Below are 26,792 nucleotides of genomic sequence, written 5' to 3' on the forward strand. Positions count from 1 at the left end.
TAGAGTATAGTTTCTTTATGGCTGAACCGTGGCATCTTGATTTGTTCCTTCGCCACCTTCAGCTCCATCCGCGCCAAGAGATTTTAATCTAAAGGTGCGGTTATTATTTTGCGTTTCGTATTGATAAGGTGTGCCGTAAACATCAAACAGTGAATCTTCATCTGTTAAGGCAACGAAAATTTTCCCTGATTTTTGGATTTCACTTGAACCCTTGATTAACTCTTGTAGGCTTCCAGGGTAGCGTCCGTACTCTGTGCGAAAGAGTTCGATATCGCTTTTGAGTTTTTCCATTTTTGTTGCGTTGAGCTTTACTTTTGCAGCATCGCTCTTGCCAAAAACACCCTTGGCCACAATTCCAAAAACTAAGCTAATTAAGACGATGACCACCATGATTTCGACAAGTGTCATCCCGCGGGAGGAGTAGATACTGGTCAGAGAACGTGGCGAAGTTTTATGTAAAAAATTCATAGTTTTATACCTTAATTAAGAACTTGATTTATACTCCAATTCGCCAGTTCTGGGCAATTTTAAACATTTTTCAGATAGCCGGGAATAAATCCAGGGTTAGAGTAGAGCATCCTTAGGGTGCTTGGTGAATAATTTCACCGGACTTAATTGTCATTAAGCAGCTATTTGCCGTGATCTGATAGAGCCATTCGTCTAAAACACGGGGAGCTTCTTCGTGCGTGCGAAAAATACCGACTGGCTTGCCGCTTTGCATTAAGAGCGTTTGGTCGTCCTCGAGATTTTGCAGAGCTTTGACTGTGTCCTGATAAGCATCCCAATTGCGGACAGCCTTGCCTGCGGCACCGTAAACGACTAGATTTTGTGGATCTTCGGCAACGGCGCTATCAAGATTATTCATGAGCATGCACAGTGCTGCTTCTTGATGCCAACCATTGCAGGTTAGAGTTGTGCCAGTTGGAGCTTTAATCGAATGACTCATTTTTAAAATGCACAATTTCTTTGATTGCATTTGCAGAAACATGCCTCGTATGCGAAGTGTTCATGCAAGCGCAATCCGTAGGTTGAAAAAGTGTTAAAATAATAGTTTTTATAAAGTTTTCAAGTCCTACGAGTAGATATTTTGAGCGTTTATGAGAAAAATTATCGAATGTGTCCCAAATATTAGTGAAGGTCGTGATCAGGAGAAAATTAAGGCAATTGTCGATGCTGCAGCGCGTGTGCCTGGAGTGACAATGCTCGACGTTGATTCTGGTGCTGATACAAATAGAACCGTGATTACTTTTGCAGGCAGCCCACAAGCGGTCTTGGACGGCGCCTTTGAACTGATCAAATCAGCAGCAAGTCTAATCGACATGCGTCAGCACAAAGGTGAGCACCCGCGGATGGGAGCAACTGACGTCTGCCCATTTGTGCCAGTCTCGGGAGTGACGATGGAAGAGTGCGCCGAGCTTGCCCGTAAATTGGGCGAACGGGTTGGGTCAGAACTTAAAATTCCAGTTTATCTCTATGAAGCTGCTGCTAGTCGGCCTGAGCGCAAGAGTTTAGCTGAAATCCGTAAAGGTGAATATGAGGCATTGGAGGAAAAACTTAGGGACGTTTTCTGGAAACCTGATTTTGGTCCGGCAATTTTCAACGCCCAGGCCGGAGCTAGTGTAATTGGAGCGCGACCTTTTTTAATTGCCTACAACATCAATTTAAATACTAAAAATAAGAAGTTAGCGACTGAGCTTGCTCAGGAAATCCGCGAGATCGGAAAACCAGTGCGGGATGCAAACGGTGAAATCGTCAAAGACAGTAAGGGCGAGAAAGTAATGCAGCCGGGACGCTTTAAGGAGTGCCGCGCCGTTGGTTGGTATATTGAAACTTTTGGTTGTGCCCAGGTTTCAATTAATCTCACAAACTATCAAGTGACTAACATGCAACATGTTTTTGACGCATGCGATGAGCTTGCTAGAGCTAAAGGCTTACGTGTGACTGGAAGTGAGCTTGTAGGGCTTGTGCCCAAGCAAGCGCTACTTGAGGCCGGTCTCCATTATGCGAACAAGCAAGGCGCTTTTACGGCACAAAGCGAGAGTGCGCTTTTACAACTTGCGGTGCGTTCACTGGGCTTAGCTGAGCTTGCGCCGTTTAACATTAGTGAGCGAGTTTTAGAGGAGAAGCTGAAAATGCCTACACCTTTAGCGGATATGACAATCACTCAGTTTGTCGATGAATTAGCTTCGGATTCTGTTGCTCCAGGGGGCGGTAGTGTAGCGGCGCTGGCTGGTGCTTTAGCTGGAGCCTTAGCGGCAATGGTTTGTGCGCTGAGCCACTCTAAACCAAAATTGGCAGATCAACATGCCCGCTATTTAGATCTGGGGTTAATTGCACAACACATTAAGGATCGCTCCTTGAAGGCAATTGATGATGACACCAGCGCCTTTAATGCTGTGATTGCAGCAATGCGCGCTGTGCCTAAGGGGGTAGCGAAAGATTCGGTTGAATACCTCCAGGGTCGAGGAAAAGTAGAACTTGCTTATCAACGCGCAATTGATGTGCCTTTTAGTGTAGTGCGCTTGGCAGCTGAGGCATTGGAAATTGGCCGAGATATCGCCAAGTATGGCCTTGAACAAGCGCTGAGTGATGTTGCTGTGGCGGGACTGATGGCCAAAGCGGCACTGATTGGTGCAGGCTATAATGTAAAAATTAATCTCAAAGAAATCAGTGACCAAGCTTACGTGACTAAGTCACTTGCTGAATTGCAAGATCTAACAGCTCAGGCAGAGAAGAGTCTCAGTGAATTATTGAAAGTTGTTGATCAGAGATTAAGCTAGGGTAGTTAGACTGATTGTTAAAATAAATGTCGTTTGAGCTTGTAGTTTCGGCACTCAGTCTAACTGTCCAGTAAACTGATTTTACTGGACAAAATAAACATATACCCGTTGCCGAAAGTTTCGTTAACCGAAAAAACTTTTGGCAACGGAACGGGTATAGGGGATAAATAACACTGAGCAATTAAAAATGTCCTAATCCTAGAGATGAGGAGCTACTCGCAATCGAAGTTTTTTGAAATCTGAGTCGAGAGTGAAGATCTCATCTAGATTTAATGCTTTTACAAGGACCGCTGTTGCTGGAAAAGTAACCCCGTACCCACGGCCATTAAGTTAAGGGAAGCAGGTAAGTCCTCGTCATTTCGAGCGAAACGAAGTGTAGTCGAGAAATCTCCAAATTCTTCAAGAAATACAATTGGAGATCTCTCCACTTCGCCCTGAGTAAACTCAGGACTTCGGTCGAGATGACGGCCTTATAATCCTTAACTTAATAATCTAACACTGCACCCAGTGCGTAAAAATACGGGCTGATAGAACTATAAAATTCAGGATTTTCTTACAGATCTAAAGATAAAGGAAAGCTTGGAGATAAAAAAAACGAAAAATATCAGAAAAAAGATTTTCTGGGCGCCTTGTGCTCTACAAAGCGCCCAGAATAAGTGTCTTGCAGTCTAGGCTCCGGCAGGATTTGCCAGTTCTGGAGCCCAAGCACCGTCGAGCATGATTGGATGTTCAGTGCCACTTGCATCAAATCCAAAGACACAAGTCTGATCGCATCCCCACATGCCATCGACATGTGTTTTTGCTTGAGCTAATCCGCGTTCAGCCAATTCAGCGGCAGTGAGAGAAGCTCCGTCTTCGAAAGCAGCGCTATAGCCATTGCCAAACGCCCAGTGACATGCAGCATTCTCGTCAAAGAGAATATGCCACCAGATCATGTTCTCTAGATAGACCGGAGTATTCCTGTCGGCAAGAGCGAACTCTCCACCTCGTCCCGCTCCTTCACGGGCGATCAACTGAGCAAAGGCCTCTTTGCCTGACTCGGCATCCCACTCAACGATTTCGCCGTCCTTGTACGTGACGACTAGACCAATAACAGGAACACCTTCGACCATAAACGGCCGGTGCATTTTGAGTGTGCCGTTTGCGGTACGCCAATCGGGTGTGATGAAGTTTTCATACGTAGGCTTATTCGGCGTGAAGGGAACTCCACGTTGCGAAACCCTGCCACCGCCCATCCAACGTGCAAGCGGATGAATTCCAACAGTAAAGTCCGATCCTCCACCAGTCACACGGAAACGACGATAACCGAGCTCGTTCAAGATGTTTCGCCTGTGCAGAAGAGCCGCATCGCTTTGAGCATTAAGCTCAAGACAATTTTCCTGATCAGCAAATGTGACACGGAAAATGCGCTCCCAAAGTTCATCCTTTGTGATGCCAATTTGCTTGGCCCAACTCTCTGTTGCTGCTCCAGCGACAAGCCACTGTCCTTGAGCACGGTTGACAATCAAGCGCGAGTAGGGTTCTCGGGCCGCTGTTAGGGTGTTCATGTAGAGCTGGTAGCGGTCTGGAACTTCAGCCTGTAAGCGTGATCCAAGATTGAAGTCCTGCTCGCCGCGAACACCGATTAGGGCGCCATGGCAATCTGCTAGTCTGTTGAATACATCAATGTCTGTATCAAACATCCTTCGAATTTCATCTTCGCTTGCATGGCGGACAGTTTGTTCGGTCTGGCGTGGGTCGGAGGTGAGAATTCTTACCATCGAGGCTCCTCTCTGGTAAGCTGCTTCAGCGGCCAGTAGGGCAAGATCGTAATACTCAGTTTCGCACCGAACGACGACAAGTTGTCCAGGTTGGACGTTGACGGAAGCAGCGAGCAAGCTCGCGTATCTAGTTAATGAATTACTCATGAGTGTGTCCTCCAACTGAAAGATGTCAGTGGATGTGTGAAAATGTAGCAACATCAGCACGCATCCACTGACAGATAAAACCTCTTTCTCCAAGCTGTTTTCCACTGAATGAGTCCAGCGGGAAACAGCTGATTGTTGTCTACTCGAGATAAAATATAAAAGAACTACTGCAAGATGTGACAGTTTAAAAATGTCCTAAGGCGGAGCATGCTAGCACATTTCATTAATGTTGTCATGAGCATCAAGGAGGTTCTGCTTCTGTCTGATCAGACAGAAAAAAAGCTACAAACTACCCAACTAACGAACTCATTTCCAGCATCGGCAGTAACACTGCCACAAGAATTGTGCCAACAATTCCAGCTAGAAATAAAATTAAAAGCGGGTTTAAAATCGAGGTTAATGCGCCAATAATCGCTTGAAGCTCGCTTTCGTAATTCTGCGCCGCACGCATCAGCATCTGCGGAAGTTGCCCAGTGCGCTCACCAATTGCTACCATGTGAATCAACATCCGCGGGAAAAGCTTTGATGTTTCAAGTTCACGTGAAAGATTCCTTCCTTCCTCAACCCCAATCGCAGCTCTCTCAATTGCATCTTGCATTGGGACGTTGCCAATGATGTTTTTAACAATCGCCAAAGAAGTTAAGAGATCAACTCCACTACCCAGCATCGAACCAAGTGTGTGTGAAAATTGCGCAGCCGACACCTTCGAGACAAGATTCCCCAGAATTGGAATGCGTAACAAGAGTTCATCAGTTCTACGCCGACCGTGAGGAGTGTTGCGGTAACGCGTAAAGAGTAAAAGCCCACCAATTAAAACAATCGCTAGTAGCCACCAGTAATATTTAAAAAAATCACTTAGTGTAATAATAATTAATGTTGGAGTAGGGAGCTTGCTGCGATCTTTAAAGACGAGCATCAGCTGCGGCACGACATAAGTTAGAAGTAAGATAATCACGCCGAAACAAAGCACCAGCATTAAAACAGGATAAGCCAGAGCTGCCACAAGTTTTCGCTTCAAGGCTGTTTGCGCCTCGAGTAGTTCTGCCAAACGTTCTAAAACCAAATCCAGCGTTCCACTAGCTTCACCCGAGGCCACCATGTTCGGATAAACGCGCGGGAAAACGTTAGGATGTGCTTTGAGGGCATTGGCAAGTGTTGAACCTTCATTTACTCGGTCGGTAATGTCGGCAATAATTGAACGCAGTCGTGAATGGTCAACCTGCTCACCAAGAGCTTTTAAGGACTCAACCAGGGGCATACCCGCCCGGACCAGCGTTGCCAGCTGACGGGTAATTAGGGAGAGTTGCTGAGTGTTTACTTTGCGTTCACGTAAGAACCGCGTAACGTCGGAGTTAACCGACAATGCATCGGCATCTTTTTCTCGAACATCGGTTGGAAATACATTCTGCAGTTTTAGCTTTTGTCGCGCAGCGCGAACGCTATCAGCATCGACTACGCCAGTGATGCGTTTACCTTTATTGTTCAGCGCGACGTATTCGAAAACTGCCATGATCGTTTTATTTAGTTAGCTAGACTATTTCCTAAGGTTCAATTGCTTCATCGACGACATCTTCTTGAGTGACGCGTAAGACTTCATCCAAGGAAGTGATTCCAGCTAGAATTTTCTGTGCCCCGTCAAAGCGCAAACTCTTCAAGTCACGTGCATTCAAGCGAATGTCTTTGGAGTTTGCACGTTGCATAATCAAATTACGCACTGCATCATCAATCCAAAGCATCTCGTGGATGCCTGTACGACCTCGGTAACCCGTAAATTGGCAATGCTGGCAGCCCTTTGCGTTTGCAGTAAAAACTTTCTTTCCGATTAATTCTGTTTCATTTAATCCGAGCTCTCGCAGTTCGGCACGGCTGAGCGTCGCAGGCTCTTTACATTCATGACAGAGCACGCGCAGTAGTCTTTGCGCCATCACGGCAAGTAAGCTCGAGGAAATCAGAAAGGGTTCAACGCCCATATCGAGTAAGCGCGTAATTGCACCAGGAGCGTCATTGGTATGTAGGGTTGAAAATACCAAGTGACCTGTGAGTGAAGCTTGGATTGCAATCGTCACGGTATCTAGATCGCGGATTTCGCCGACCATGATTACGTCCGGGTCTTGACGTAAGATTGAACGTAAGCCTGAGGCGAAAGTAAAATCGATCACAGGATTGACTTGCATTTGCCCAATGCCGCCGATTTCATATTCGATTGGATCCTCAATCGTGAGAATATTTTTATCTGGAGAATTGATCTGACTAAGGCAGGAGTAGAGTGTAGTTGTTTTACCGGAACCTGTTGGTCCAGTCACAAGAAAAATCCCGTGACTTTTCTTGATAATTTTTTTAATAATTTGGATATTTCTCTCGCTTAAGCCTACAGAATCAAGGTCAAATTCCATTTTGGATTTATCTAAAAGACGCATCACAATGCGCTCCCCGTAACGTGTGGGGACTGTCGAAACACGGATATCGACTTCCTGACCAGCAATGCGAATGCCGATGCGGCCGTCTTGCGGCAGGCGCTTTTCGGCGATGTTGAGGTTTGCCATGACCTTGACGCGTGAGATAATTGCCGCCTGAAAACGCTTGTCCTCGGTGTCAACATCGTGGAGCACGCCGTCAACACGAAAGCGCACGCGAAGAGCATCTTCATAAGGCTCAATGTGGATGTCACTGGCGCGCTGACTTGCCGCACGAAAGATCAAAGTATTGACGTAGCGAATAATCGGCGCATCGTCATCCTCGGCGTCAGTCACGTCAATTTTTAAAGGACTGCCGATTGTATCTTCGGTGTATTCATCTTGAGCCGAATCTAGGTCAGCGTCGCGCTCGCTCATTAAGTCACTACGTACAGTGTTAATGCTTCTCAAGATTTCTTCTTCAGGAACGACGATCACGCGAAGTGGCTTGGTGTAACAAAACTTCATCGCGTCAAGCGCTTCTAGGTTTAATGGATCAGCAACTGCGACAATAATTTCCGAGTCAGTTTCTTCAACGGGGATAGCCCGGTATTGTTTTCCCCATGAACCAATTAGTCGCGAAAATTCACCACGCACCAGTGTCTTTGGCGGGCTAATTTGTCCTAAGGTTTCACGGTATTCAATGCCTAAAAGCTCAGCGATTTCCCGCGCGGATCTTTCATTAACTGGCTTAGCTGTCGATGATTCCATTAAAGTTTATTACCCTTGCGTTTAGGACTGATACCAGGGTCCAGAGCCGAAATTAATTAATTCCTGAGGTGAAAGTTCACGATAGGCGTCCTCCGTGAGTAGGTCAGCGGCAATTTGTGAAGCCTCAGCTTGGTTAGCAAAAATTCCAAGACAGACCATGATTTCCTCAGTGCCACTCTGCGTTAAGCGGTATTTAGCACCGACTTGGAAAATATTTTTTGAGCTAGAAAATTTTACCCCAACGGTGCGCGAAGACTGCCCCAGGGTGCGCAGCACCACATAGGACTTTGGTCCAGGTAAGCTTGGAAGTTTAGGTTTTACTTTTAACTCGATAACCTCCTCGTCAGGACTTTTACTGTTAGTATTCTTGAGGGTAAGCTTGTGTGAGGCCGGCTCGTCTACTGTTGCTGTCGTGCCAGAAAGTACCTTGAGTCGCTCGTTAGTGCGATCCAGGGCGACACGCGCTTCCTGTGGAAGATTTGCTGCAGTTGAAGTATTTGGTGGTGTAATCGTGCTGGGGAGAGCTTTCGGTGCAGCAAGGCTTTCTACGACGTTGTCAATATTCTGGCTACGCAACACTTCGGAGCGATTTGGCCCATCGCCTAACTTACTAATTGCACCTTCTAAGTCATCACGCATTCTAATTGTATTATCGCGGGCCTCGTATTGGTCACGAATAATTCGTGGGGTTAAGAAAATAACCAAGTTCGTTTGACGCTGCGAATCGTCATCGCGACGGAAAATTGCTCCGAGCACCGGAATATCCTCAAGGTAGGGCACTCCACGCGAGGCACTGTTGATTGAATCAGAAATTAAACCGCCAGTTACAATCATTTGATCGCTTTTGACTTCAACGGAGGTTTCAGCTGTGCGAATTGTCGTCGTTGGGCCTTTCTCATCGTTAGCTGTGCCCGGCTGAATGTTAGAAATTTCAACAAACATCCGCAGTGATACGTAATCGCCAGCACTGATTTGTGGAGTGATCACAAGTTTGATACCTACGTCTTGGCGTTCAACTTGGTTAAAAGTATTTCCAAGATTTGTTGTGTCGGTTGAGGTGCTTGTCACAAACGGTACATTTTGACCAACAATGATTTGCGCTTCTTCGTTGTCGGTTGTCAAAATTGTCGGAGCAGAAAGCACGTTAGCATTTGAATTTTGTGAAAGCGCTTTAACCAAGACAGCCTGAGACGGCAGAGTCAGCCCTCCAGGTAAGGTTAAGGATCCTGTGCCGGCTGCAGCAATCGTTAAATCTGTAAGTGCCGTTGGATCGGAACTGAGTAAGTTGGCAAAGCCGCCCCAGTTAGTATTGGCAAACGCGCCACCTTCAGCGAGCGCTGTGGTGCCTTGTAGTTCAATGCCTGCACCTTTTGCCTTATCCAATGAGACTTCAACAATTGTCGCTTCAACCAAGACTTGACGACGCTTGACATCAAGCTCATCAATCAATGTTTTTAAGCGATTGTAGTCGGTGCGTGAGGCATTGATGATTAAAGTGTTTGTGGCTGTGTCTGCTGTTACAGAAACTTCACCTTCGAAATTAACGCGACCCTTTTTATCGCCATCGCCTGAACTTCCAGTGTTGCTTCTTGCGCGTAAGGCTTGAGAAATTCTTTCAGCAGCAGAAGTCTGAGCGAGTTGGCGATTTTCCCGGTTAATGCGTGAGAGCGAACTTCCAATTTTACTATTGGTTGCTGAAGAATCACCTGAACTACTTGAGCCGTCTCCTGAGATCACACCATTTAAAACGTCAGCGAGTTTTTCTGCGTCAGCATGTTTAAGCTTATAGACATAGAAGCGTCCACCGGAGAGATCCAGTGCGCTATCGAGTTGCTCCACTAAGGCTTTAACTTTAGTCGTCATATCGCTATCAGCAACGACAATCAGTGCATTAGTGCGCTCGTCGGGGATGATCTTTAAAGGTAGCGCACGCCCAGCTTCAACACTTTGTCCGCTAGTTTTAGTGGCGGAAGCTGGTTTAATTGCTGCGCGCATGTTGGAATTTCGCGAACTTGCTCCATCTTCTTTCTCGCTAAGTATTTCCTTGACTGTTTCGGCGATATTTTTTGCTTCAGCGTGTTGAATTGGAATAATTGTGATTTCTTGATCGCGCGGCGAAACGTCGAGGTCCTCAATTAATGTCCTCAAGCGCGTGATATTGGCCTGGGAGTCAATCAAGATTAAAGAGTTTGTACCGGAGAAGGAGTTAATGATTCCGTCTTTAGAAACGAACTGCGACAACAGCTGTTGCAAGTCCGAAGCTTTAACGAATTTTAGGCGTACTAAATGTGTCACGAGTTGATCGGAAGAATTAAGTGCCTTGCCGTCGATTGTTGGAATTGTGGTTTGCTTTGCATCCTTGGCAGGGACGACTTTCCAGACGTTATTGCCAACCGGAACAGTGGTGAAGCCTTTAAGTAAGAGCACTGAGTCAAGGATTCTCAAGCCTTCTTCAACCGTGACGGGATTCGTTAAATAAATTGTAATTTTGCCCTTGACGTTACTGTCGATGATGTAATTACGCTTAGTTAATTTGCTAAAGAGCTTTAAAAGGGTCTCGATTTCAGCGTCTTTAACGTTAAGTAGGGTTGTTGTTTCTTGAAGATTGACTGGGTCTTCTGTAGCACTTGCAGCTTCTCCAGAGTCATCTGACTGAGGATTTTCGCCTATCTCGCCTTGTGCGCCTGGGATTTCAGCTTTAGCGTGCTTGGAGATTTGTTTCTCGGCTTGCTTTTCTGTGCCTGGGACAGGCTGAGTTGCGCCTGTAATTGGTTCTTCAACTTGGTCAACTGGTACAGCTAATTTTTTACTTTCTCTTTCTGGAGCAATTGTTTCTGCACCGTAATCAGGTGCAGCCTTGCCCGGGGTGGGCAAGGCAAGGCTTAATACAATAGCAGCACCAAGACTTAACCAAAGATTGAATAGACTAGAATTGTTTCGCATTGTTTGGATCATTAGAACTTACCGAATTTGATACTGTAATGTTTTACCTTCGCCATTGCGCTCAACTTTTACCGAAATTGAACGCTCGCTGCGTAAGGTTTCAAATAATTTAATTGCTTGAGAGGGGTCTTGTACTTTGTTGTCATTGACCGACTCAATGATGTCGCCGTTTTTTAGTCCGAGCTTTTCGTAAAGACTGCCTTGGCGAATGGCAAATAACCTAAAGCCGACACTTGCGCCGTTACGAAAATAAGGCACGGCGCGAGCCTGAGATAGGAGTAGTGGTAGGTTGTTAAGTTGCTGATTTAATTCGGCTTCATCGACAGAAAAGTCTGTTTGCGAATCATCTCCACTTGCCGATGGCGTGCTTGCTACGTCGGGGCCACTTTTTGAACCTTCGGTAAGGAGTAGAGTTTCGATCCTTCCGTTATATTCAAGCTTAACGCTTTCTGCGGCGACTTCGATTAGTTTTGCTTGATTAAAAACCAGTTCATTAATTTCGAAAATATCTTGAGCTTGCTTTCCTTGATCTTCGATGATTGCTGTCGACGGAGATTTGGGATTGATGTTTGTCCCGACCAGGCGCAATTTTAATTGTGAAAGACTTGTTGTAGGAGCCTTAACTTCTTGCACGATTTTTTCAGCAAAAATATTCTTATCAATAATGATTTTATAGCTCTCAAAGGGTTGCTTTGGCTTTTCGGCGAGATTACCTAGTTGGGGATCGATCTGCATGTTGCCAAGTTGATATTCCTTTTCGGCAGCTGCTAAATAAATGCCTGTATAGTAGGCGAGAGCAATTGCTGCGAGGACAAAGATCTTAGACAAAACAGAGACAACAGTTCGGGCAGAAATCGATCCTGTCGGCAAGTTGGCGGGTAGTGCTGAGATGTAATTCTGTATCTGCATTAATCAAATCATAAATTGATAAGTCGAAGAAATAACTTCAAAATATAACTGCTTAGCAAAGAGGGCAACAAAAATTAAGTATCTACGAATGCCTCTCAGCCGGCCTTTAGTTTCAGGCTCATGGTTCTTAGTAAAATACTAAGCCCGTATAGGGTAATACTTTTAGAAGAATCTGTTATTTGATCAAGAATTTCTATGTCATGACTTGAACTAACCCAAAGCGAGTGGAGATTTGCATCGGCTTCTCGAGAAAAAATTTGAAGCTGGAGGCTCGGGCTTTCTCTAACTATTAAGACGAATTGATAAAGATTATCTGAGATGAGAGTTTTTTCACTCAAAAGGGCAATTCTCATACTAGTGTGATTAGTTTGCTCAGACCTTGTATGGTTTAAACTGAAAACTTTTGCACCCAAATCCTCGGCCAGTTTCAGGTCAGTCGGCGTGGGCCGGTCTGAACTTAAGAGTGTAATTTTCTCAATCCCAAGTGCAGCCAGATAAGGTAGCGTGCAGAAAAATGGTGCATCAACGTAGATTGCGGAAGCATTTAGTTGCTTTTGAAATGCAATACTCCAGTCAGCTAAAACGAGCTGTCGGCTGAATCTCTGTAGTTCAGTCTTCTCGAGGCTTGTAGTTGAGATCGGCATTTTACTCATCTTCAGACCTGCTGACATTGACAGCCAGGGTTTGGCTGAAACAGATATTTTTTAATTTCGCCGCTAGCAGTAGAGAATGAAAATAGTGAATTGAGTAACTCTCTGTTACAGCTTCCAGCTAGATATTTGTCACATAAATCAAGTTGCACGGCACTAATTAGTCCGGCAAAAGCCCCGAGAATGCCAAATTCCTGACAGGTAAAACAGTTTTCTTCAGCACTGTCAGATAAGTCCGTAAACGCGCAGCGCAGGCAACTGCCAGTCGGGGCAACGATCTTTACCAAGGCCTGATGTCCAGCCACGCCGGCATAAATTAGGGGGATTTGCTTGCTAGTGCAAAAGTCGTTGAGAAAAAATTTAGTTGCTACTCCATCAGTTGCATCGATAACGATTGCAGCAGCTCGCAAGAGCCGAACTGCATTTGTCTCGTCAAGGTAGGCTTCAGAAAAGGCACTTTGGCTGGCGATTTCGGGCGCAAGTGCGCTTAGCCGCTCTTCTAAAACCTTAATTTTTGGACTGCCAACGTTGGCCTGAGTATAAAAAATTTGTCGATTTAAATTAGAGTATTCAACTTTGTCGGCATCGATAAAATGCAATCTGTAGTTATTGAGTAAGTCTGGTTTGGCAAGTGCTCTGTGTAAAAAGCCGTGGCCAAGTCCACCTGCACCGACAATGACGATTTGATTTTTTGCTAATTGAGATTGCATTGGTAATTGTTATTAGCACAAAAATTAAGCATTCGCGCAGAAACGAAAAAGGCTCACCCCGGTGGGGATGAGCCTTTAACTCTAATGCTTTTTGGCAATCTAATACCTGTCGCCAAAAGTTTTTGGGTTAACGAAACTTTCGTCAACAGGTATGAATTTTTTTGTCCAGTAATCAGTTTACCGGACAATTAGGCTGAGTGCCTAGATGGCAGCTTAAACGATATTTATTTTAGCACTCAGTCTAATTTAAAGCAGCAGAAGTAAAACGAGTCATTTCGCTGACATCAACATCGGCAATGCCGAGATTCTTTGCGCGGTCACAAAGATTCGCAAGCGATACGCCGCGAAGTGTTGAATGGAAAGAGCCTTCGATTTCGGACCAGACCACGTCAATCAAATTTGCCAAGGCTGGTGCGTCTGTGCGGGTATCCTCTTGAAGACGTGGGCGTAGTGCGCGCATGACTTCTTCAAGCTTAATCTCATTTGGCTCCTTAGCTAATGAGTAGCCACCGCGAGGACCGCGCTTGCCAACAACAACGTTTGCTTGGCGTAGCTTAGCAAAAATTTGCTCTAAGAAACGCTGAGGAATGCGTTGACGTTTTGCAATTTGACGAACCTGAGCAGGACCGCCATTCAAATTGTAGGCCAAGTCTACCAAGGCCATGATTCCGTATTGTTCTTCTCTTGAAAGCTTTACTGCCATATAGTTAGCTCTTCCGATAAATGTTGAAAAAGTTAATAATTCTTCACTAAGTATTTTTGCTGCATCAAAGTAAAACATGCATTTTTGCGTGTTTTCAGTAGATTCAAGTAGGGTTGTTTCATACATGAACCTAGTCAGTTTGAATTAGCGTGAGAGTTCTAACCCTAATCGAAATAAAAAAGCAAATAGGCTTAAAAAGAATTGTTTAACTATCTGAAATTACTGAAAATAAAAAACTATTGAAGCTTGCTTGACATTTATAATTGACCGTTTTGGGGTAATTATTTTTGTGCTGTAAAACTGCCTATAAATTGATGATTCCAACCAATCTGCGAGGTTTTTCTAGTAAAAGCCACTCAAATGCCTGGTTTGATTCAATCACAATGCGACCCCTGCCAGTATCAGTTACTTTAACTGAGTTTGAATTTAGCTTGCAATCTCGTTGATCTTGACGTGAAGAGTCAGTGCTTAAAGTTATTTTTTGCGTACTCTCTTCGATTACTTCTACAGCTCCAGTAGCTCCAGTCAGGTCGACAACGAATCCAGGAAGATTAGAGTTTGGTAGCGCGCAAGATAAATTACTCACGGCACTTGTTGCTGATGAAGATGTATTTTGTGCAAGTTGTGTTTGCTCGGCAGCAGCAATTTTTTTACTTGCTGTAGTTTTACTGGTGCTAACTTTATTTGCAGTTTTATTTTGCGAAAGCTTAGAAACAGTTGGCAGCTCTCGGGCAAGTAAGCGTAAGCGTTCTGCGAGTTGGTCATTTTCTGCAGTTGCTGCAGCCTGTCGGATCGCCGGCGCGTCACTTTCAACTAGGCCGTATTGTGGTTTAAAGTCGGCGAGGCGCTGCTCAGCATCGGCAAGGGCAAGTTGAGCGATCTGGGTGTCAGGATAATTTTCAGCGAGATATTGATAGCGTGCCCGTGCAGCCTGATTTTGATTTTGGCGCAAGTAAAAATCGGCAACAATCGCTTCTGCGCGTGCTAGCTTTTCACGAATCCCGCGGGTGCGTGTTTGTGCAATCGCGGCGTATTCTGTATCAGGAAAATCTTTAATTAGACCTTGATAACGTGTCAGCGCATTTTCTAGTGGAGAACGGTCACGCTTAATTCCTTGGTGCTGCTCTTCGTAACAACGTGCGATTTGATAGCGCGCGTAAGCTACGGCTTCATGTTGTGGATGCAGCTTTAAAAATTCTTCATAAGCCTGTAGCGCGGTTAAATAATCGCTCGACTGGAAGTAGGCATCGGCCATTTTAATTTCAGCAAGTTCTGCATAATAGCCTTTGGGGTAATTATCACGTAATTCACTCCAGTTCTCACGAGAGACTTTAAAGAGCCCACGATCATAGTAGTTAGTTGCATCAGAAAGTAGTGAATCTTCGCTGCGGCTAGGAGCCTTTAAGAGCTCTGCAGGCTGGCTTTTGTCTTTAGTAGAGCAAGCTGAAGTCAAGCCAAGGCTGGCGCAGAGAAAACCACAAAGTAATATTTTTGTGGGACCAAAAAGTTTGTCTTCAATGCGGCGTAAACGTTTACGGAGCTCCGGTAGGGTCTTTAGTGTAGCATAAACTTTGCGCCATAAATTACTTTCCATATACGGATATCCTGCGATTTCAGCCTGAGCTTCGACATTGCCATGCACGCCTGTACCGGCAGCAATTCTTGCTCCAGCACCGATGTTGATATGATCGGCCACTCCAGCCTGGCCACCTAAGACGCTTCCATCTCCAATTTTAACACTGCCTGAGACACCGACCTGGCCACAGAGAATAACAGACTTACCAAGTTCACAATTGTGTCCGACCATGACGAGATTATCAATCTTACTTGAGGCGCCAATGCGCGTCTCGCCGAGCATTGCGCGGTCGACAGTGGAATTTGCCCCAACATCTGCGCCAGACTCGAGCACGACTGTGCCAATATGTGGGATGCGCAGTAGTTTGCCCGAGCTGTCGGGCACTAACCCAAACCCATCGCCACCGATGATTGCGCCATTTTGGATGATCGAATCACCCTTTAAAATTACAAATTCGCGGATTACTACACCCGAATGCAGGATTGAGCCTTGGCCAATGTGCGCACCAGGGTAAATCACGACATGGGGGAAAATTGTGACATCATCCTCGATTGTGACATTTTCAGAAATTACACTAAACGCCCCGATATGAATTTTCTTGCCGAGCTTTGCAGTCGGGTGAATTTTCGCAGTTGCATCAATTTCTCGATGCGTAAGCAGCTGTGGCGCAAACTGTTGGGCGAGCATGGCGACTGTGCGCATGACGTCGTTGACGATAATTTGTGTAGTCTTCAGGGCAGGTATTGGGGCTGCTACGACGAGTGCGGCGGCCAGCGAATCTCCAGCTTTTTCCAGGTAAGACTGCCCCAAGCGCGTCGAACTGGAACTACGCACGAAGGATAAATCTTCGGCAGTTGCCGATTCTAGTGGTTTTAGTGCATGGATTCTGGGCTGAGATGTTCCAATCACCTGTGGCGTTCTGCCATTTTGAAATTCAGTGATTAAATTAATAATTGTTTCGAACTCTAACTGCTGTGTTACGGGCATTTGAATCTATCAACTGATACGCCTAGTTATTCTTGCTAGCATGGGCTGAGGATTGTTTCAGGGAAACTTTCATCCTGACGAATCGCGCAGCTTGAAGCTAGCGTTCAAGCACTGGAGGAATCTATAATTTATAATAACTTACAGGCAAGTCTTTCGATTGAGATAATTTTCTTCGATTAGTAGATAAATATGCTATATGAATGAGCAGTTAAACCTATGACGACAGAGTCTGCCGCAAAAAAGCTCCCGAATTTATTGACTTTTGCACGTATTTTGTGCGTGCCATTTTTTGTGATTTTGCTCGTTGACCCGACACCTGCTGAGCGCTTAATTGCAACTGTAATTTTTATCATCGCCTCGTTAACCGACTGGCTAGATGGCTATTTAGCGCGACTTTACCATGTAGAAAGCTCGCTCGGCGCATTGCTCGATCCACTCGCTGACAAAATTCTTACGACAGCAGCTCTAGTTATGCTTGCTGCGACGCCAGATCCTCGGAGTATTCCCGCCTGGATTGTGGTCTTGATTCTCTCCCGTGAATTTATCATTTCGGGCTTACGTTCGTTGGCTGCATTGAATCATACGGTTGTGCCGGCATCGGAGTCAGCTAAGCATAAAACTGCGTTTCTGATGTGCGCCTTGATTTTATTACTTGTCCACGATCGTTACTTTATTTTAGGGTATTTAGTTGATTTTTATCGAGCTGGAATGCTGATTCTTTGGCTTGCTTTGATTTTATCAGTCTATAGTGGCATCGATTACATGATCCGACTACGTAGGGTGTATTTGACCTAGAAAGATGTTATACCAGTTTGGCTGCAAGTCTCAGGCAGCGTTGTTTCCGAGGAGTATTGCTTATGCGCCATCCAATTTTTCATCAGTTACTCAGCCATACTCCAGCTCCAGTTCGTTTTCTGCTGGGCACTGACCGTCACATCGGCGAGGAGTTGAGCACTGCAGAAAAAGATTATCGTGAAACACGTGTGGCAATTGTGCCTAACGATATTGCTTCATTAATCGAGGCTTGGCGCGCGGCGGGGATGAATCCGGAAGTCAAAGTCGTAGAAGGCGCAGGGGAGCAATCTGGGTTTGCTAATAACGAGTATGTGCGTGCGGGAGCGCAGATTATCTCTGAAGCGGACTTAACCGGGTCGACTACCTGGTCTCCAGATATTGTACATGCATTAAAAGAGCCAAGCGCATACGAATTAAAAATCCCGGGCAAATTTATGCGCATCGGCGCACTCCATGTCCGCGATGTTTCTAAGCATAGTGCTTATGTGCATCTATATCGCTCGACTGCTTGTATTATTGATGGCTCGGAAATGGGCGGCTACGCCTATACAATTCGTGGCGGCGCGCCAATTCCACTTCGGCAAAGTATGTCGGCTTTCGCTGGAACACTTGGCGGAGAAGACGTAGCAATGCATTTATCGCAAGTTAAAAACGCGCCAAAAAAAGTCGTTGTCTGTGGCTGCGGAGTAGCAGGAGAAGCAGCGATTAAGGCTTTGATTTATTCTAACCAAGCTGAAAACTTAACAATCCATATGCTCGATGCTCGACCTGAGGCTTTAGCTAGAATTAAAGCATTAGCTAAGCCGGGAGTGACCTTCACAGGGCGCGCGGCAAATACGCTGATGCGGCGTGATTTAGAAGGCGCTCAAGCACTGATTATCGCGGCTTATAAAGATCCCGAACAGCCCTCGATTTGTAATCTTAGAGACCTGGAGGGCATGCAGAAAAATTCTTATATTGTAGATATCTCTGCCGATGAAGGCCCTTCAATTGCAGTTGACGGACTAAAGGGATTAGATGGAGAAGAGGCGCGTAAGCATGTGGCAAAAGTGCTAGAAGCATGCGGACACAGCTATGCAGCTGATACGCATATGCCAAGACGAGATCCACGACGCGCCTCAGAGTCACACAGTCGAGCTGTTTGGCCTTATATTTATACGCTAGGAGTTTTAGTCGGAGCCTTGGGCGGGTCAGAACAGGCGGCGCACTACTTAAAGACCAAGCATTTACATTCCAAGGCTAAAACGCGAGGATATTTTGACTTAATGATTGATGACCTGGCTGCAGGATTATTTAATTTCAAGAACGAAATCGTTCACCGTGTTGTTAAGGCCGACCCTGAACTACATAACAAAATTCGTGAATTGAGCATTCATCCGGAGTCTTTTGAACCTGGGCTTAGTCCCAGCGTATAAGCGTTGCTCTAACTCAAGATCTCTGAAAGTTTTTGCAGCGCCTCTTTCGATCCCAGCACAATCATCGTTGCTCCAGCCTCGATTGCAGTATTAGCTTCCGGGTTAAAATGCATATCTCCAGATGCAGAAATATATGCTGCGATAATTGCTCCGGTGCGAGTGCGCAGATTGGATTGTTGTAAGGTTTGACCGACCAGTGGGCAATTGTCAGGAACTTGAATCTCTTCAATCACAAGTCCGCCACCAGTTGTTTCACGACCTGCAGTAATATCTAAAAAATCACTCACATGTGGCCGAGTGAGACTTTGTGCAATACGCGATCCAGCGACGCGGTAAGGTGCAAGAATACGGTTTGCCCCGGCACGTTTCAAGCGGGTTTCGCCGGTTTCATCTTCGCTTCTGGCAACGATCAGCAAATTTGTGTTTAACTCGCGTGCACATAAAATCGTATAAACATTATCTGCATCAGTAGAAAGTAGGCTTAATAGTGATTTGGCCCGATTGATACCAGCTGCAAATAAAACAGCATCCTCTGAGGCATCTCCGTGGATATGTAAAATGCTATCTTGCTTTAGTTTTTCAACTTCAAACAAGTCTTTTTCAACAACTACGAAATCTTGCTTTGCTTTCTGTAGCTCACGCACCACACTTTGCCCTAATCCGCCATAGCCGCAGACGATAATATGATTATTCAGTGATTGAATTGCTTTCATAGTTTTGCGTAACTCCCTGATTTGTCCAATTTCACCTTCAATCACAGCTCGTGTCAGAACTGATAATGAATAGGCTGCCATGCTGACGCCGGAAGCGATGAGTGTTATCGTAAAAATTCTACCATAGGGTGATAAATCGTGAACTTCTCTAAACCCTACGGTGGATAAGGTAATAAACGTCATGTAGAGTGCGTCAAGCGGACCCCAGCCTTCAATTACGATATAGCCGCACGTGCCCATTAGAATTAGGGCTACTATGATCGCCAGCGAAAAATATAGTTTGCGTAGTGGTGTATCAAAGTCGCTGGCAGCGTGAACATAGCGCAGCTGTTTTACGGTATTTTTTGTAGTGCTAAAATCCAACTTTCCTCGAACGTAAGGTTTTGTAGACCTACCGAAATTGGCGGGCTGTTTACAATCTAGCTCACGATAATGTAATAATAAACCCTGGAAGTTCAATAGAGGTATTAATCTTGTCTTCAACATTACGTGAAAGAATCGCTGAAGCGTTACGTGAGTCCATAATTAAGGGGGAATTAAGGCCCGGGTCGAGGTTACAGGAAGTTGATATTGCTGTGGCTTACAACACTAGTCGCACGCCAGTGCGCGAGGCTTTTCGCCAGCTCGAGACTGAAGGTTTCTTGCAGATCCGCTCTCGTCGCGGAGCTTTTGTGACTCAAGTTACGCCTAAAGATGTAAGAGAGTTTTACGAACTGAAGAGTGTGCTAGAATCTTATGCCGCCAAGCAGGCTGTAACGCGTTTAACTGATGCTGACATTGACCGCATGTCGCGTTTGAATCGTGAACTCAAGCGCCTGTATGAAGAGCAGCGCTATACTGAGATGATTGCAATCCATAACGAATTTCATGAAATTTTTGTGCGTGCCTGTGGAAACGATAGGCTTACGGGGCTGATTACTTCGCTGGTGAAGCAATTTATTCGTTTTCGTATTGCCGTGAGTCACACAGATGCAATTCTTGAAAGTATTGAGGTGCATGACCGGATTATTCGAGCATTCCGTGAACGTGACGGTGAGCGGGTGGCAGAGCTTGTCGCTCATAACTCGGCTCAGGGTGCAAATAATCTAATCCAACGGATGCAAATACAGGTCAATTAGCCTGAGCGACTGACTTAATCTAGCCTAGTACCTGGCCTTTTTAGGTAGATATTATTAAGTTTTTTCTCTTGAAATTTTCTCTTAAAAATCACACATCAGCACTGGCCTTTTCTTATTAGATAGGCTAGTTACTACAGGAAATTTAAAGTAAATAACCGATAATAAACATGCGCATTAAACGTATTGAGATATTTGGATTTAAATCGTTCTTAGAGCGATTTAGCTTAACTTTTGATCAACCAATGATCGGCATCATCGGCCCAAATGGCTGCGGTAAGTCAAACGTTGTTGATTCGTTACGCTGGGTGCTAGGCGAAACTAACGCCAGGCAACTACGTGGCAGCACCTTAGAGGATTTAATTTTTAACGGCACACAGACGCGGCGTCCACTTGGGATGGTTGAAGTCTCACTGACTTTGAAAAACAGTGAGCCGGCTCTAAGCTCTCACGCGTATACACAACAGACCCAATCAAATGTTGTTCCACTACGTCCCGAATACTCACAGCCGGAGTTTCAAGAAGCTACAGCGGAGCTCGGCGCAAGCACTGCAAATTCCGTTGAATTGAGTTCAAGCTTTAAAGAGGCATTTCCGGAACTCCTTTCAGCTGCTGAAATTGAACTTACGCGAAGACTTTATCGCTCTGGAGAGAGTGAATATTTAATCAATAAAATTCCCTGCCGACTACGAGACTTTATTGAATTTTATCGTGTGCTTGGTTTGGGGCCGCGGGCGTTGAGCATTGTTGAACAGGGGCAAGTTGGAGATGTGATTTCACGTAAGCCTCAGGAGTTGCGTGAGTTAATCGAAGAAACGGCTGGGATTGCAGGATTTCGTGCAAAAATTGAGGTTTCTGAGCGTGAATTACGAACTACTGCGCAAAATATTTTACGGCTTGAAGACATCTTGCGTGAAGTTGAAAAGCAAGTTGCCACACTGCGTCGCCAAGCAAAGCGCTTGGAAAATCGCAAACGCTTACAAGAAGAATTAGTTGGTAAAGAGAACGACTTATTTAATTATCGCTCTGCGACATTAGTTTCCAAGTCTAAAACCGCCCGCGAGCGTGTGACTGACTTAACAGATCAACTCGACAAGAAGACCTCCGAATTAAATCAGTCAAACCAAACCTTAACAGCGCAGGAAGCAGAGCTTACAGCACTCGAAGATCGCTTAAAAGTGCTTCGTTTTGAGTACGAGTCAATCGTTTCTGAACTTGAGAACCGCCGTGAAAATGAGCATGCTAGAAGAATCGAGTTGGCCCAGGCTGAAGCTGAACTTAAGTCAATGCATGAGCGCAGTGCGGGCATTGGTGCGAAAATCCAAACCCTCAGTAATGAACGCGATGCACGTGAGAAGGTTAAAGCCGAAGCTAGTCTTAAACTAGCCAATTTAGTGGCGGAGCGTGAACGAGTACTTAGTCGTCGTGCGGAACGTGATTTTGAAGTTAGTGATAAGCTGCGGATTGAGTTGCAGGATCTTTCAGGAACGGAACGCAGTCTCACTGAACAACTAGAAGCATTAAAAATCGAAATCGCTCAATGTGAAGGCGAGATTCAGGCCTTTGAAAATCACTTACGCGAAGGTCTTTCACGTTCGGCAGACGATCCTAAGGCTAAAGAATTACTCAGCCATGTGCTCGAGGCTGAAGGGTTGCAATCTGTCTATGCACTGATTACTGTTCCTGCCGAGTATGAAAGGGCGCTTGCGGCGTGCCTCGCAGAGAAAACCACTTATTTTGTGACTCATGATGTGCAGCGTACTGCTAAGGCTCATGGCGAGAATCTAAAGATGCTCGACCTTAAAGTGGGCTTTGTCGGTAAGTCTTCAAATACATTTACCGATCAAGATAGCATCGACCGAGTTCTTGAAGCGTATCACGGGGTCGTGCAGTTATCGAAAATAGTAAAGATCGAAACTGGTTATAGCGAAGCGATTAAACCACTACTTGAACATGCTTTTGTTGTGAAAGATACAAATCAGGCCTTTGATTTAATTGCCACGTTTAGGGCAGAGAATATTTATCAAATATTTTGCGTTACTCCTGATGGCGTGCGTATTACCGAAACAGAATGGTCGTTACCGGACAGGCGCGAGGCCTTGCTTTCATTAAGACGATTGCAGGATGAAAAGCAACAGTTAAGATCAAAGCTCGGGGAACTTGTGATTGCCAAGGAAGCTGAGCGTTCTGAAACAACACAATTAGTATTACGACTGCGTGAAGAAATTACTCGCGAAGAAGAGCGTCTCGACCAGGCATACACTGAGGAATTAAATCGTCTCAGTTCTGAAATCGGTTCACTTGAAGGACTTGCTAATTTTGAAACTAAGCGTAACGGTGAACTTGGGTTAGAAATTTCTTCGTTACAAAATGACCTAGCTCAAATTTCTAGTACGATTGGCAATTTAAGTGCCTTGCTTGCGCCACAAATGCAACATACAGATCACGAACGTAGTCTTGAAGAATTAAACTCTCAACGTGACAAATTACATCAAGATCTTGAGCAGTTCGAAACTAAGCGACAAACACTCCGCGAAAATGTTGTTGGATTGCGCTTAGCTCTCGACCAGCAGCGTCGTGAGCGTGATGAAATTTACTTTGCGCATAACCAAGAAGGTGTTGCGCTTGAACGCTTCGATGTGCAGGGGCGGTATTTAGTGGAAAACATGCTCCAGAAATACGAGGGTAATTATCAATTGCCTAGTTTAGAGACTGCATTGAGCTTGCTTGATGGTATCGAGCCAAATGAAAATTATGAAACAAGCTTAGAAGAAGAGATTCAGAACATTGGGCGACGACTTGAGCGCGAAGGCGGCGTCGATCCAGAAGTTGCAGATCAGTATTTACTCGAAAAAGATCGCTTTGAAAAACTCGAATTACAATACACGGATTTAAAAGAAGCTAAGACTAGCTTAGAAAAAACGATCGCTGAATTACGTGAAATTTCAAGTAATCGATTTATTGAAACTTTCGAGAGTGTGCGTGGGCATTTCGAAGATTTAGTGCCGCGCCTTTTTGGTGGCGGTTCGGGAACGATTGAGCTTGTGGGAGAAGGAGATTTATTTTCTAAAGGTGTGCAGATTTCTGTGCGTCCTCCAGGGAAGAAGCTACGCAGTTTAGAACTAATGTCGGGGGGTGAAAAGGCGCTTTCTGCGACAGCACTACTACTGGCAATGTTTTTACACCGGCCAACGCCAATCTGTGTGCTTGATGAAGTTGATGCACCGCTTGATGATGCAAACCTGGAAAGATTTTTACGCTTAATCCGAGAGATTTCTGATCGTACGAATTTTTTAATTATCACGCACAACCATGCCAGTATGTCAGCGATGGATCGCTTAATTGGCATTACCATGCAGGAAAAAGGTGTAACTAAGGCACTCTCAGTCACGCTCGATCAAGCAGTAGAGACTCTTGAGCAGGCCCAAATGATGTAACATAACCCTGCACTAGTGGTTGCAGGGTTTGACTGAGTGATTAAATATGCTCTTTTCTGATCTAGTTTAAGCAATCTGTCTAACCGTTCAGCAAGAGGCAACAACAATTTTTAACTCTAAGCATTAAATTAATGGAAATGGACTTAATTATTCTTTCAGACATATTGATCAGTGATCGTCAAACTTTAGTGGCAGTGCTACTACTACTTGCCACTTTATTGGCAGTTTTAATGTACGTGCGAATTGCGCGTAAACGTCAAGTTATTGAGTCCACTCTAGAACAAACTCAAGCGCAAGCGACTGCAAAATCGAGCGGCAAGGTTGCTGTAAATATTGAGCAAGCGACTGTCCCACAAACTACTCAGACTAGCGCCTTGAGCGCGCCAATCGTTGCTGATGCTTCTGTCCTTTTGGAGACTAAGCAAGACTTCATGGCAAAGACGCGCACAAATGTTTTTGGACGTCTGAGAAACTTATTTACGTCGCAAAGTGTAAATTTTGAAAGTGCAAAAACACAGATTGAAGAAGCTCTATTGGCCGGTGACTTAGGTGTTAAAACCACAGATTTAGTGCTTGCTGCGGTAGCGCAAAACTCAAAGCTCGATCGCAGTAGTTTTTTTCAGGCAGTCCGTACTGTATTAATTGAAATTCTGACAAAGGCTGAAGTGGGTGATTTTTTCGCAAAATTTATGCCGCGCTCAGGACTAAAGGTAATTTTATTGGTTGGTGTAAATGGTGCAGGGAAGACGACTACGCTTGGAAAGCTTGCAAATCAATTTCAGAACCGGGGGCTCAGGGTTTTAGTTGCTGCTGGGGACACGTTTCGTGCTGCTGCTACTGAGCAGTTATCGGTTTGGGCAGAACGCTCAAAGGTGGAAATAATTTACGGTGCTGAGAATGCTAAGCCTGCAACAATTGCCTATCAGGCAATTCATCAGGGACTTGATGAAAATTTTGATGTTGTCTTAATTGATACGGCAGGTCGCCTGCAAAATCGGCTGAATTTGATGAATGAGTTAAAGTCGCTAGCTGAAATCATTAAACGTGAGTTGCCGGGGGCTCCGCATGAAACCTTGTTAGTAGTTGATGGGACGACAGGAAACAATGCTTTAGTGCAGGCGCGTGAATTTTCGGCAATCGTGCCTGTGAGTGGAGTTGTTGTAACAAAGCTGGATGGTTCAGCTAAGGGTGGTGCTGTAGTTGGAATCAGTCACGAATTAAATTTGCCAATTACCTTTATTGGCATTGGTGAAAAGCTTGCAGATTTGCGCCAATTTAAAGCGCAGGACTTTGTCGATTCATTGCTTGATTTGACTTCATTTGATCTGCGCACGACTGCAGAAAATCTATCAGCGCAGTCAGAAGCTCCTGCTCAAAGCAGCGTGTCGGAACAGACTGGTATCCAGCGAGCGGCGCGTAAGCGCAAAGAGCAATCATCGCAGATTGTCTAGTTTAGAGCGTTTCACGATTTGTCAAAGTCGTAGCTTGCCCTCGTCTGCGGCGAGATAAATATTTATTGCTAAAAATGAATCTCCATAACTAAAGTAAATCACTTGCAGGAGGATGCACTTGATTTAATGAAACTACGCACGTGCTTATATTATTTAGCGACAATTGTAATTGGATTACTCTGTTGTCGCGATTTGCTCTACGGGGCAATTCAAGAACCAGCGTTGACCAACGCGGGGCATTCTTGGGACTACAATATTTGGAGAACGGTTGCACTGGCCAGATCGCTACGTAGTTTGAGCTTGGGCGGTTGGGTAGCAGATTTCGGCTTTGGTTATGGCTATCCGTTATTTACATTTACCGCGCCGGGGGCCTATCTATTTCCAGCGTTACTATACAATTTAGGAGTTGATGTTAATCGTGCGCTTGCTTGTACGTGGATTTTGATCTTTGTTAGCGTTGCTCCACTGTGTTTTTTTTCGACACGTAAAATTTTTGGTAATAAGTCAGCTTTGCTGGTGAGTATTTTATATTTACTTGCTCCGTATCACTTTACCGATGTTTTTGTGCGGACAAATCTAAGCGAGACCCAGGTATTTTTGTATTTGCCGCTCCTTTTTTATGGGCTGACAACGGATGAAATTAAACGAAGTTACGCAATTATCTGGGCAGGGCTAGCGATTGCTGCTGTAGCATTGACGCATTTACCATCAATTATTCTAGTCTTAGTGCCGTTTACTATATTTAGCTTAGCCAGTGGGGGTAGGGTATTCTATCGCTTTGCAGTTGCGATAGTTGGCGGGCTAATTTTTGCAAGTCCGTTTCTATTGCCAGCGCTTTTATATCTTGATGAAGTGCGTGGAGCGGCGGGTTTATTGGAGGATTACTACAGTTATCAGCATCATTTTGTGTATTGGTTTCAGTTGATTAGTAGCTACTGGGAGCGTGGGGCAAGTTCCGATGGTCCGTTTGATACAATGAGTTTTTCGCTGAGTGCGTGGATTGTCGTGGCTGGGTTACTCTCGTTGTTACAGGCTGCGAAAGCTGATGCTAAGGCTGCTCAAAAATTATCTGAATCTCAAGTCGTTATTTTTGCGGGTGTATTGACGACAGTGTCGACGACTTTTCTGATGACAGCTGAGTCTGGATTGATTTGGCAGCACATTGCTCCATTGGCGATGGTTCAGTTTCCGTGGAGATTTCTAATGCCCACGTCTTTTTTCCTTGGGCTTAGTTGTGCAAATTTCCCGGATTTTTTTGTAAAAAGATTTGGGCGTTTTGGTGATTTGTCGATGTTGTGCTTGTGTGGGTTCCTTTTCTATTCGCAGTGGGACTATGGGGTGGTTGTGAAGTATGACCGGATTGACAGGGGTGAGCTGACGAGAGAGCAAATTATCAAGCGCGGAATTTATACGACGAATTCGCATGAATTTTTACCAAAGGCGGTGAAAAGGGTTCCGAGTGGAGGTGAGGTGCGGCAGGGGGTTGCGGAGTTTTATTATAGGGGAAGGGGGAGGATGGAGGGGAGGGTTGTGTGGG

At 45.1% G+C, this 26,792-nt stretch carries 19 protein-coding genes; 7 read left to right on the plus strand and 12 right to left on the minus strand.

Annotated features, from left to right (window positions below; all coding sequences use genetic code 11):
* Window positions 1-15 precede the first annotated feature (15 nt).
* Window positions 16-468 carry a type II secretion system protein GspG gene (locus tag JNK13_10625; protein MBL7663190.1) on the minus strand — a complete coding sequence of 151 codons (453 nt, stop codon included), beginning with the start codon at window positions 466-468 and terminating at the stop codon, window positions 16-18.
* Window positions 469-580: 112 nt separating this feature from the next.
* Window positions 581-946, minus strand: coding sequence for a hypothetical protein (locus JNK13_10630; GenBank protein ID MBL7663191.1), 366 nt, complete (start codon window positions 944-946; stop codon window positions 581-583).
* Window positions 947-1,097: 151 nt separating this feature from the next.
* Between JNK13_10630 and ftcD the strand changes: the two genes are divergently transcribed.
* Entirely contained in the window at window positions 1,098-2,780 is a 1,683-nt protein-coding gene (gene ftcD / locus JNK13_10635; protein MBL7663192.1) for a glutamate formimidoyltransferase, read from the plus strand.
* 668 nt (window positions 2,781-3,448) lie between these two features.
* Here the strand turns inward: ftcD and JNK13_10640 are convergent.
* From JNK13_10640 to lpxD, 9 genes are all read right to left on the minus strand, one after another.
* The gene (locus JNK13_10640) at window positions 3,449-4,687 is read right to left on the minus strand and encodes an aminopeptidase (GenBank protein MBL7663193.1); all 1,239 of its coding nucleotides are present in this window, start codon (window positions 4,685-4,687) and stop codon (window positions 3,449-3,451) included.
* Between the two features lie 289 nt (window positions 4,688-4,976).
* A complete protein-coding gene (gene gspF / locus JNK13_10645; protein ID MBL7663194.1) occupies window positions 4,977-6,197 on the minus strand; it encodes a type II secretion system inner membrane protein GspF in 1,221 nt (406 codons plus the stop codon).
* A 31-nt stretch (window positions 6,198-6,228) separates the two neighbouring features.
* Window positions 6,229-7,851, minus strand: coding sequence for a type II secretion system ATPase GspE (gspE, locus tag JNK13_10650; protein ID MBL7663195.1), 1,623 nt, complete (start codon window positions 7,849-7,851; stop codon window positions 6,229-6,231).
* Window positions 7,852-7,872: 21 nt separating this feature from the next.
* The gene (gene gspD / locus JNK13_10655; GenBank protein ID MBL7663196.1) at window positions 7,873-10,806 is read right to left on the minus strand and encodes a type II secretion system secretin GspD; all 2,934 of its coding nucleotides are present in this window, start codon (window positions 10,804-10,806) and stop codon (window positions 7,873-7,875) included.
* Window positions 10,807-10,812: 6 nt separating this feature from the next.
* Entirely contained in the window at window positions 10,813-11,703 is an 891-nt protein-coding gene (locus JNK13_10660; GenBank protein ID MBL7663197.1) for a PDZ domain-containing protein, read from the minus strand.
* Between the two features lie 95 nt (window positions 11,704-11,798).
* Window positions 11,799-12,356 (minus strand): hypothetical protein, encoded by a 558-nt coding sequence (locus JNK13_10665; protein ID MBL7663198.1) that lies wholly within the window; start codon window positions 12,354-12,356, stop codon window positions 11,799-11,801.
* A gap of 2 nt (window positions 12,357-12,358) precedes the next feature.
* Window positions 12,359-13,063: a ThiF family adenylyltransferase gene (locus JNK13_10670; GenBank protein ID MBL7663199.1), complete on the minus strand. Its 705-nt coding sequence runs from the start codon at window positions 13,061-13,063 to the stop codon at window positions 12,359-12,361.
* A 241-nt stretch (window positions 13,064-13,304) separates the two neighbouring features.
* Window positions 13,305-13,892, minus strand: a complete 588-nt coding sequence (locus tag JNK13_10675) for an Rrf2 family transcriptional regulator (protein MBL7663200.1) — start codon at window positions 13,890-13,892, stop codon at window positions 13,305-13,307.
* Window positions 13,893-14,070: 178 nt separating this feature from the next.
* The gene (gene lpxD, locus JNK13_10680; GenBank protein MBL7663201.1) at window positions 14,071-16,329 is read right to left on the minus strand and encodes a UDP-3-O-(3-hydroxymyristoyl)glucosamine N-acyltransferase; all 2,259 of its coding nucleotides are present in this window, start codon (window positions 16,327-16,329) and stop codon (window positions 14,071-14,073) included.
* Window positions 16,330-16,545: 216 nt separating this feature from the next.
* On the opposite strand from lpxD, the gene pgsA reads away from it, so the two are divergent.
* Both pgsA and JNK13_10690 read left to right on the plus strand, forming a co-directional pair.
* A complete protein-coding gene (pgsA, locus tag JNK13_10685; protein ID MBL7663202.1) occupies window positions 16,546-17,124 on the plus strand; it encodes a CDP-diacylglycerol--glycerol-3-phosphate 3-phosphatidyltransferase in 579 nt (192 codons plus the stop codon).
* Between the two features lie 62 nt (window positions 17,125-17,186).
* On the plus strand, window positions 17,187-18,539 hold the full coding sequence (locus tag JNK13_10690) for a hypothetical protein (protein ID MBL7663203.1): 1,353 nt from the start codon (window positions 17,187-17,189) through the stop codon (window positions 18,537-18,539).
* Between the two features lie 8 nt (window positions 18,540-18,547).
* On the opposite strand, the gene JNK13_10695 is transcribed toward JNK13_10690, so the two are convergent.
* Window positions 18,548-19,615, minus strand: a complete 1,068-nt coding sequence (locus JNK13_10695; GenBank protein MBL7663204.1) for a potassium channel protein — start codon at window positions 19,613-19,615, stop codon at window positions 18,548-18,550.
* A gap of 110 nt (window positions 19,616-19,725) precedes the next feature.
* On the opposite strand from JNK13_10695, the gene JNK13_10700 reads away from it, so the two are divergent.
* From JNK13_10700 to JNK13_10715, 4 genes are all read left to right on the plus strand, one after another.
* Window positions 19,726-20,370 (plus strand): GntR family transcriptional regulator, encoded by a 645-nt coding sequence (locus JNK13_10700; GenBank protein MBL7663205.1) that lies wholly within the window; start codon window positions 19,726-19,728, stop codon window positions 20,368-20,370.
* 167 nt (window positions 20,371-20,537) lie between these two features.
* The gene (locus tag JNK13_10705) at window positions 20,538-23,804 is read left to right on the plus strand and encodes an AAA family ATPase (GenBank protein MBL7663206.1); all 3,267 of its coding nucleotides are present in this window, start codon (window positions 20,538-20,540) and stop codon (window positions 23,802-23,804) included.
* A 131-nt stretch (window positions 23,805-23,935) separates the two neighbouring features.
* Window positions 23,936-25,255: a signal recognition particle-docking protein FtsY gene (gene ftsY / locus JNK13_10710; protein ID MBL7663207.1), complete on the plus strand. Its 1,320-nt coding sequence runs from the start codon at window positions 23,936-23,938 to the stop codon at window positions 25,253-25,255.
* 126 nt (window positions 25,256-25,381) lie between these two features.
* Window positions 25,382-26,792 (plus strand): hypothetical protein (locus JNK13_10715; GenBank protein MBL7663208.1); only part of this gene is annotated, 1,411 nt, incomplete at its 3' end.

The sequence above is a fragment of the bacterium genome (assembly GCA_016786595.1).
Lineage (GTDB): Bacteria > Bdellovibrionota_C > UBA2361 > SZUA-149 > JAEUWB01 > JAEUWB01.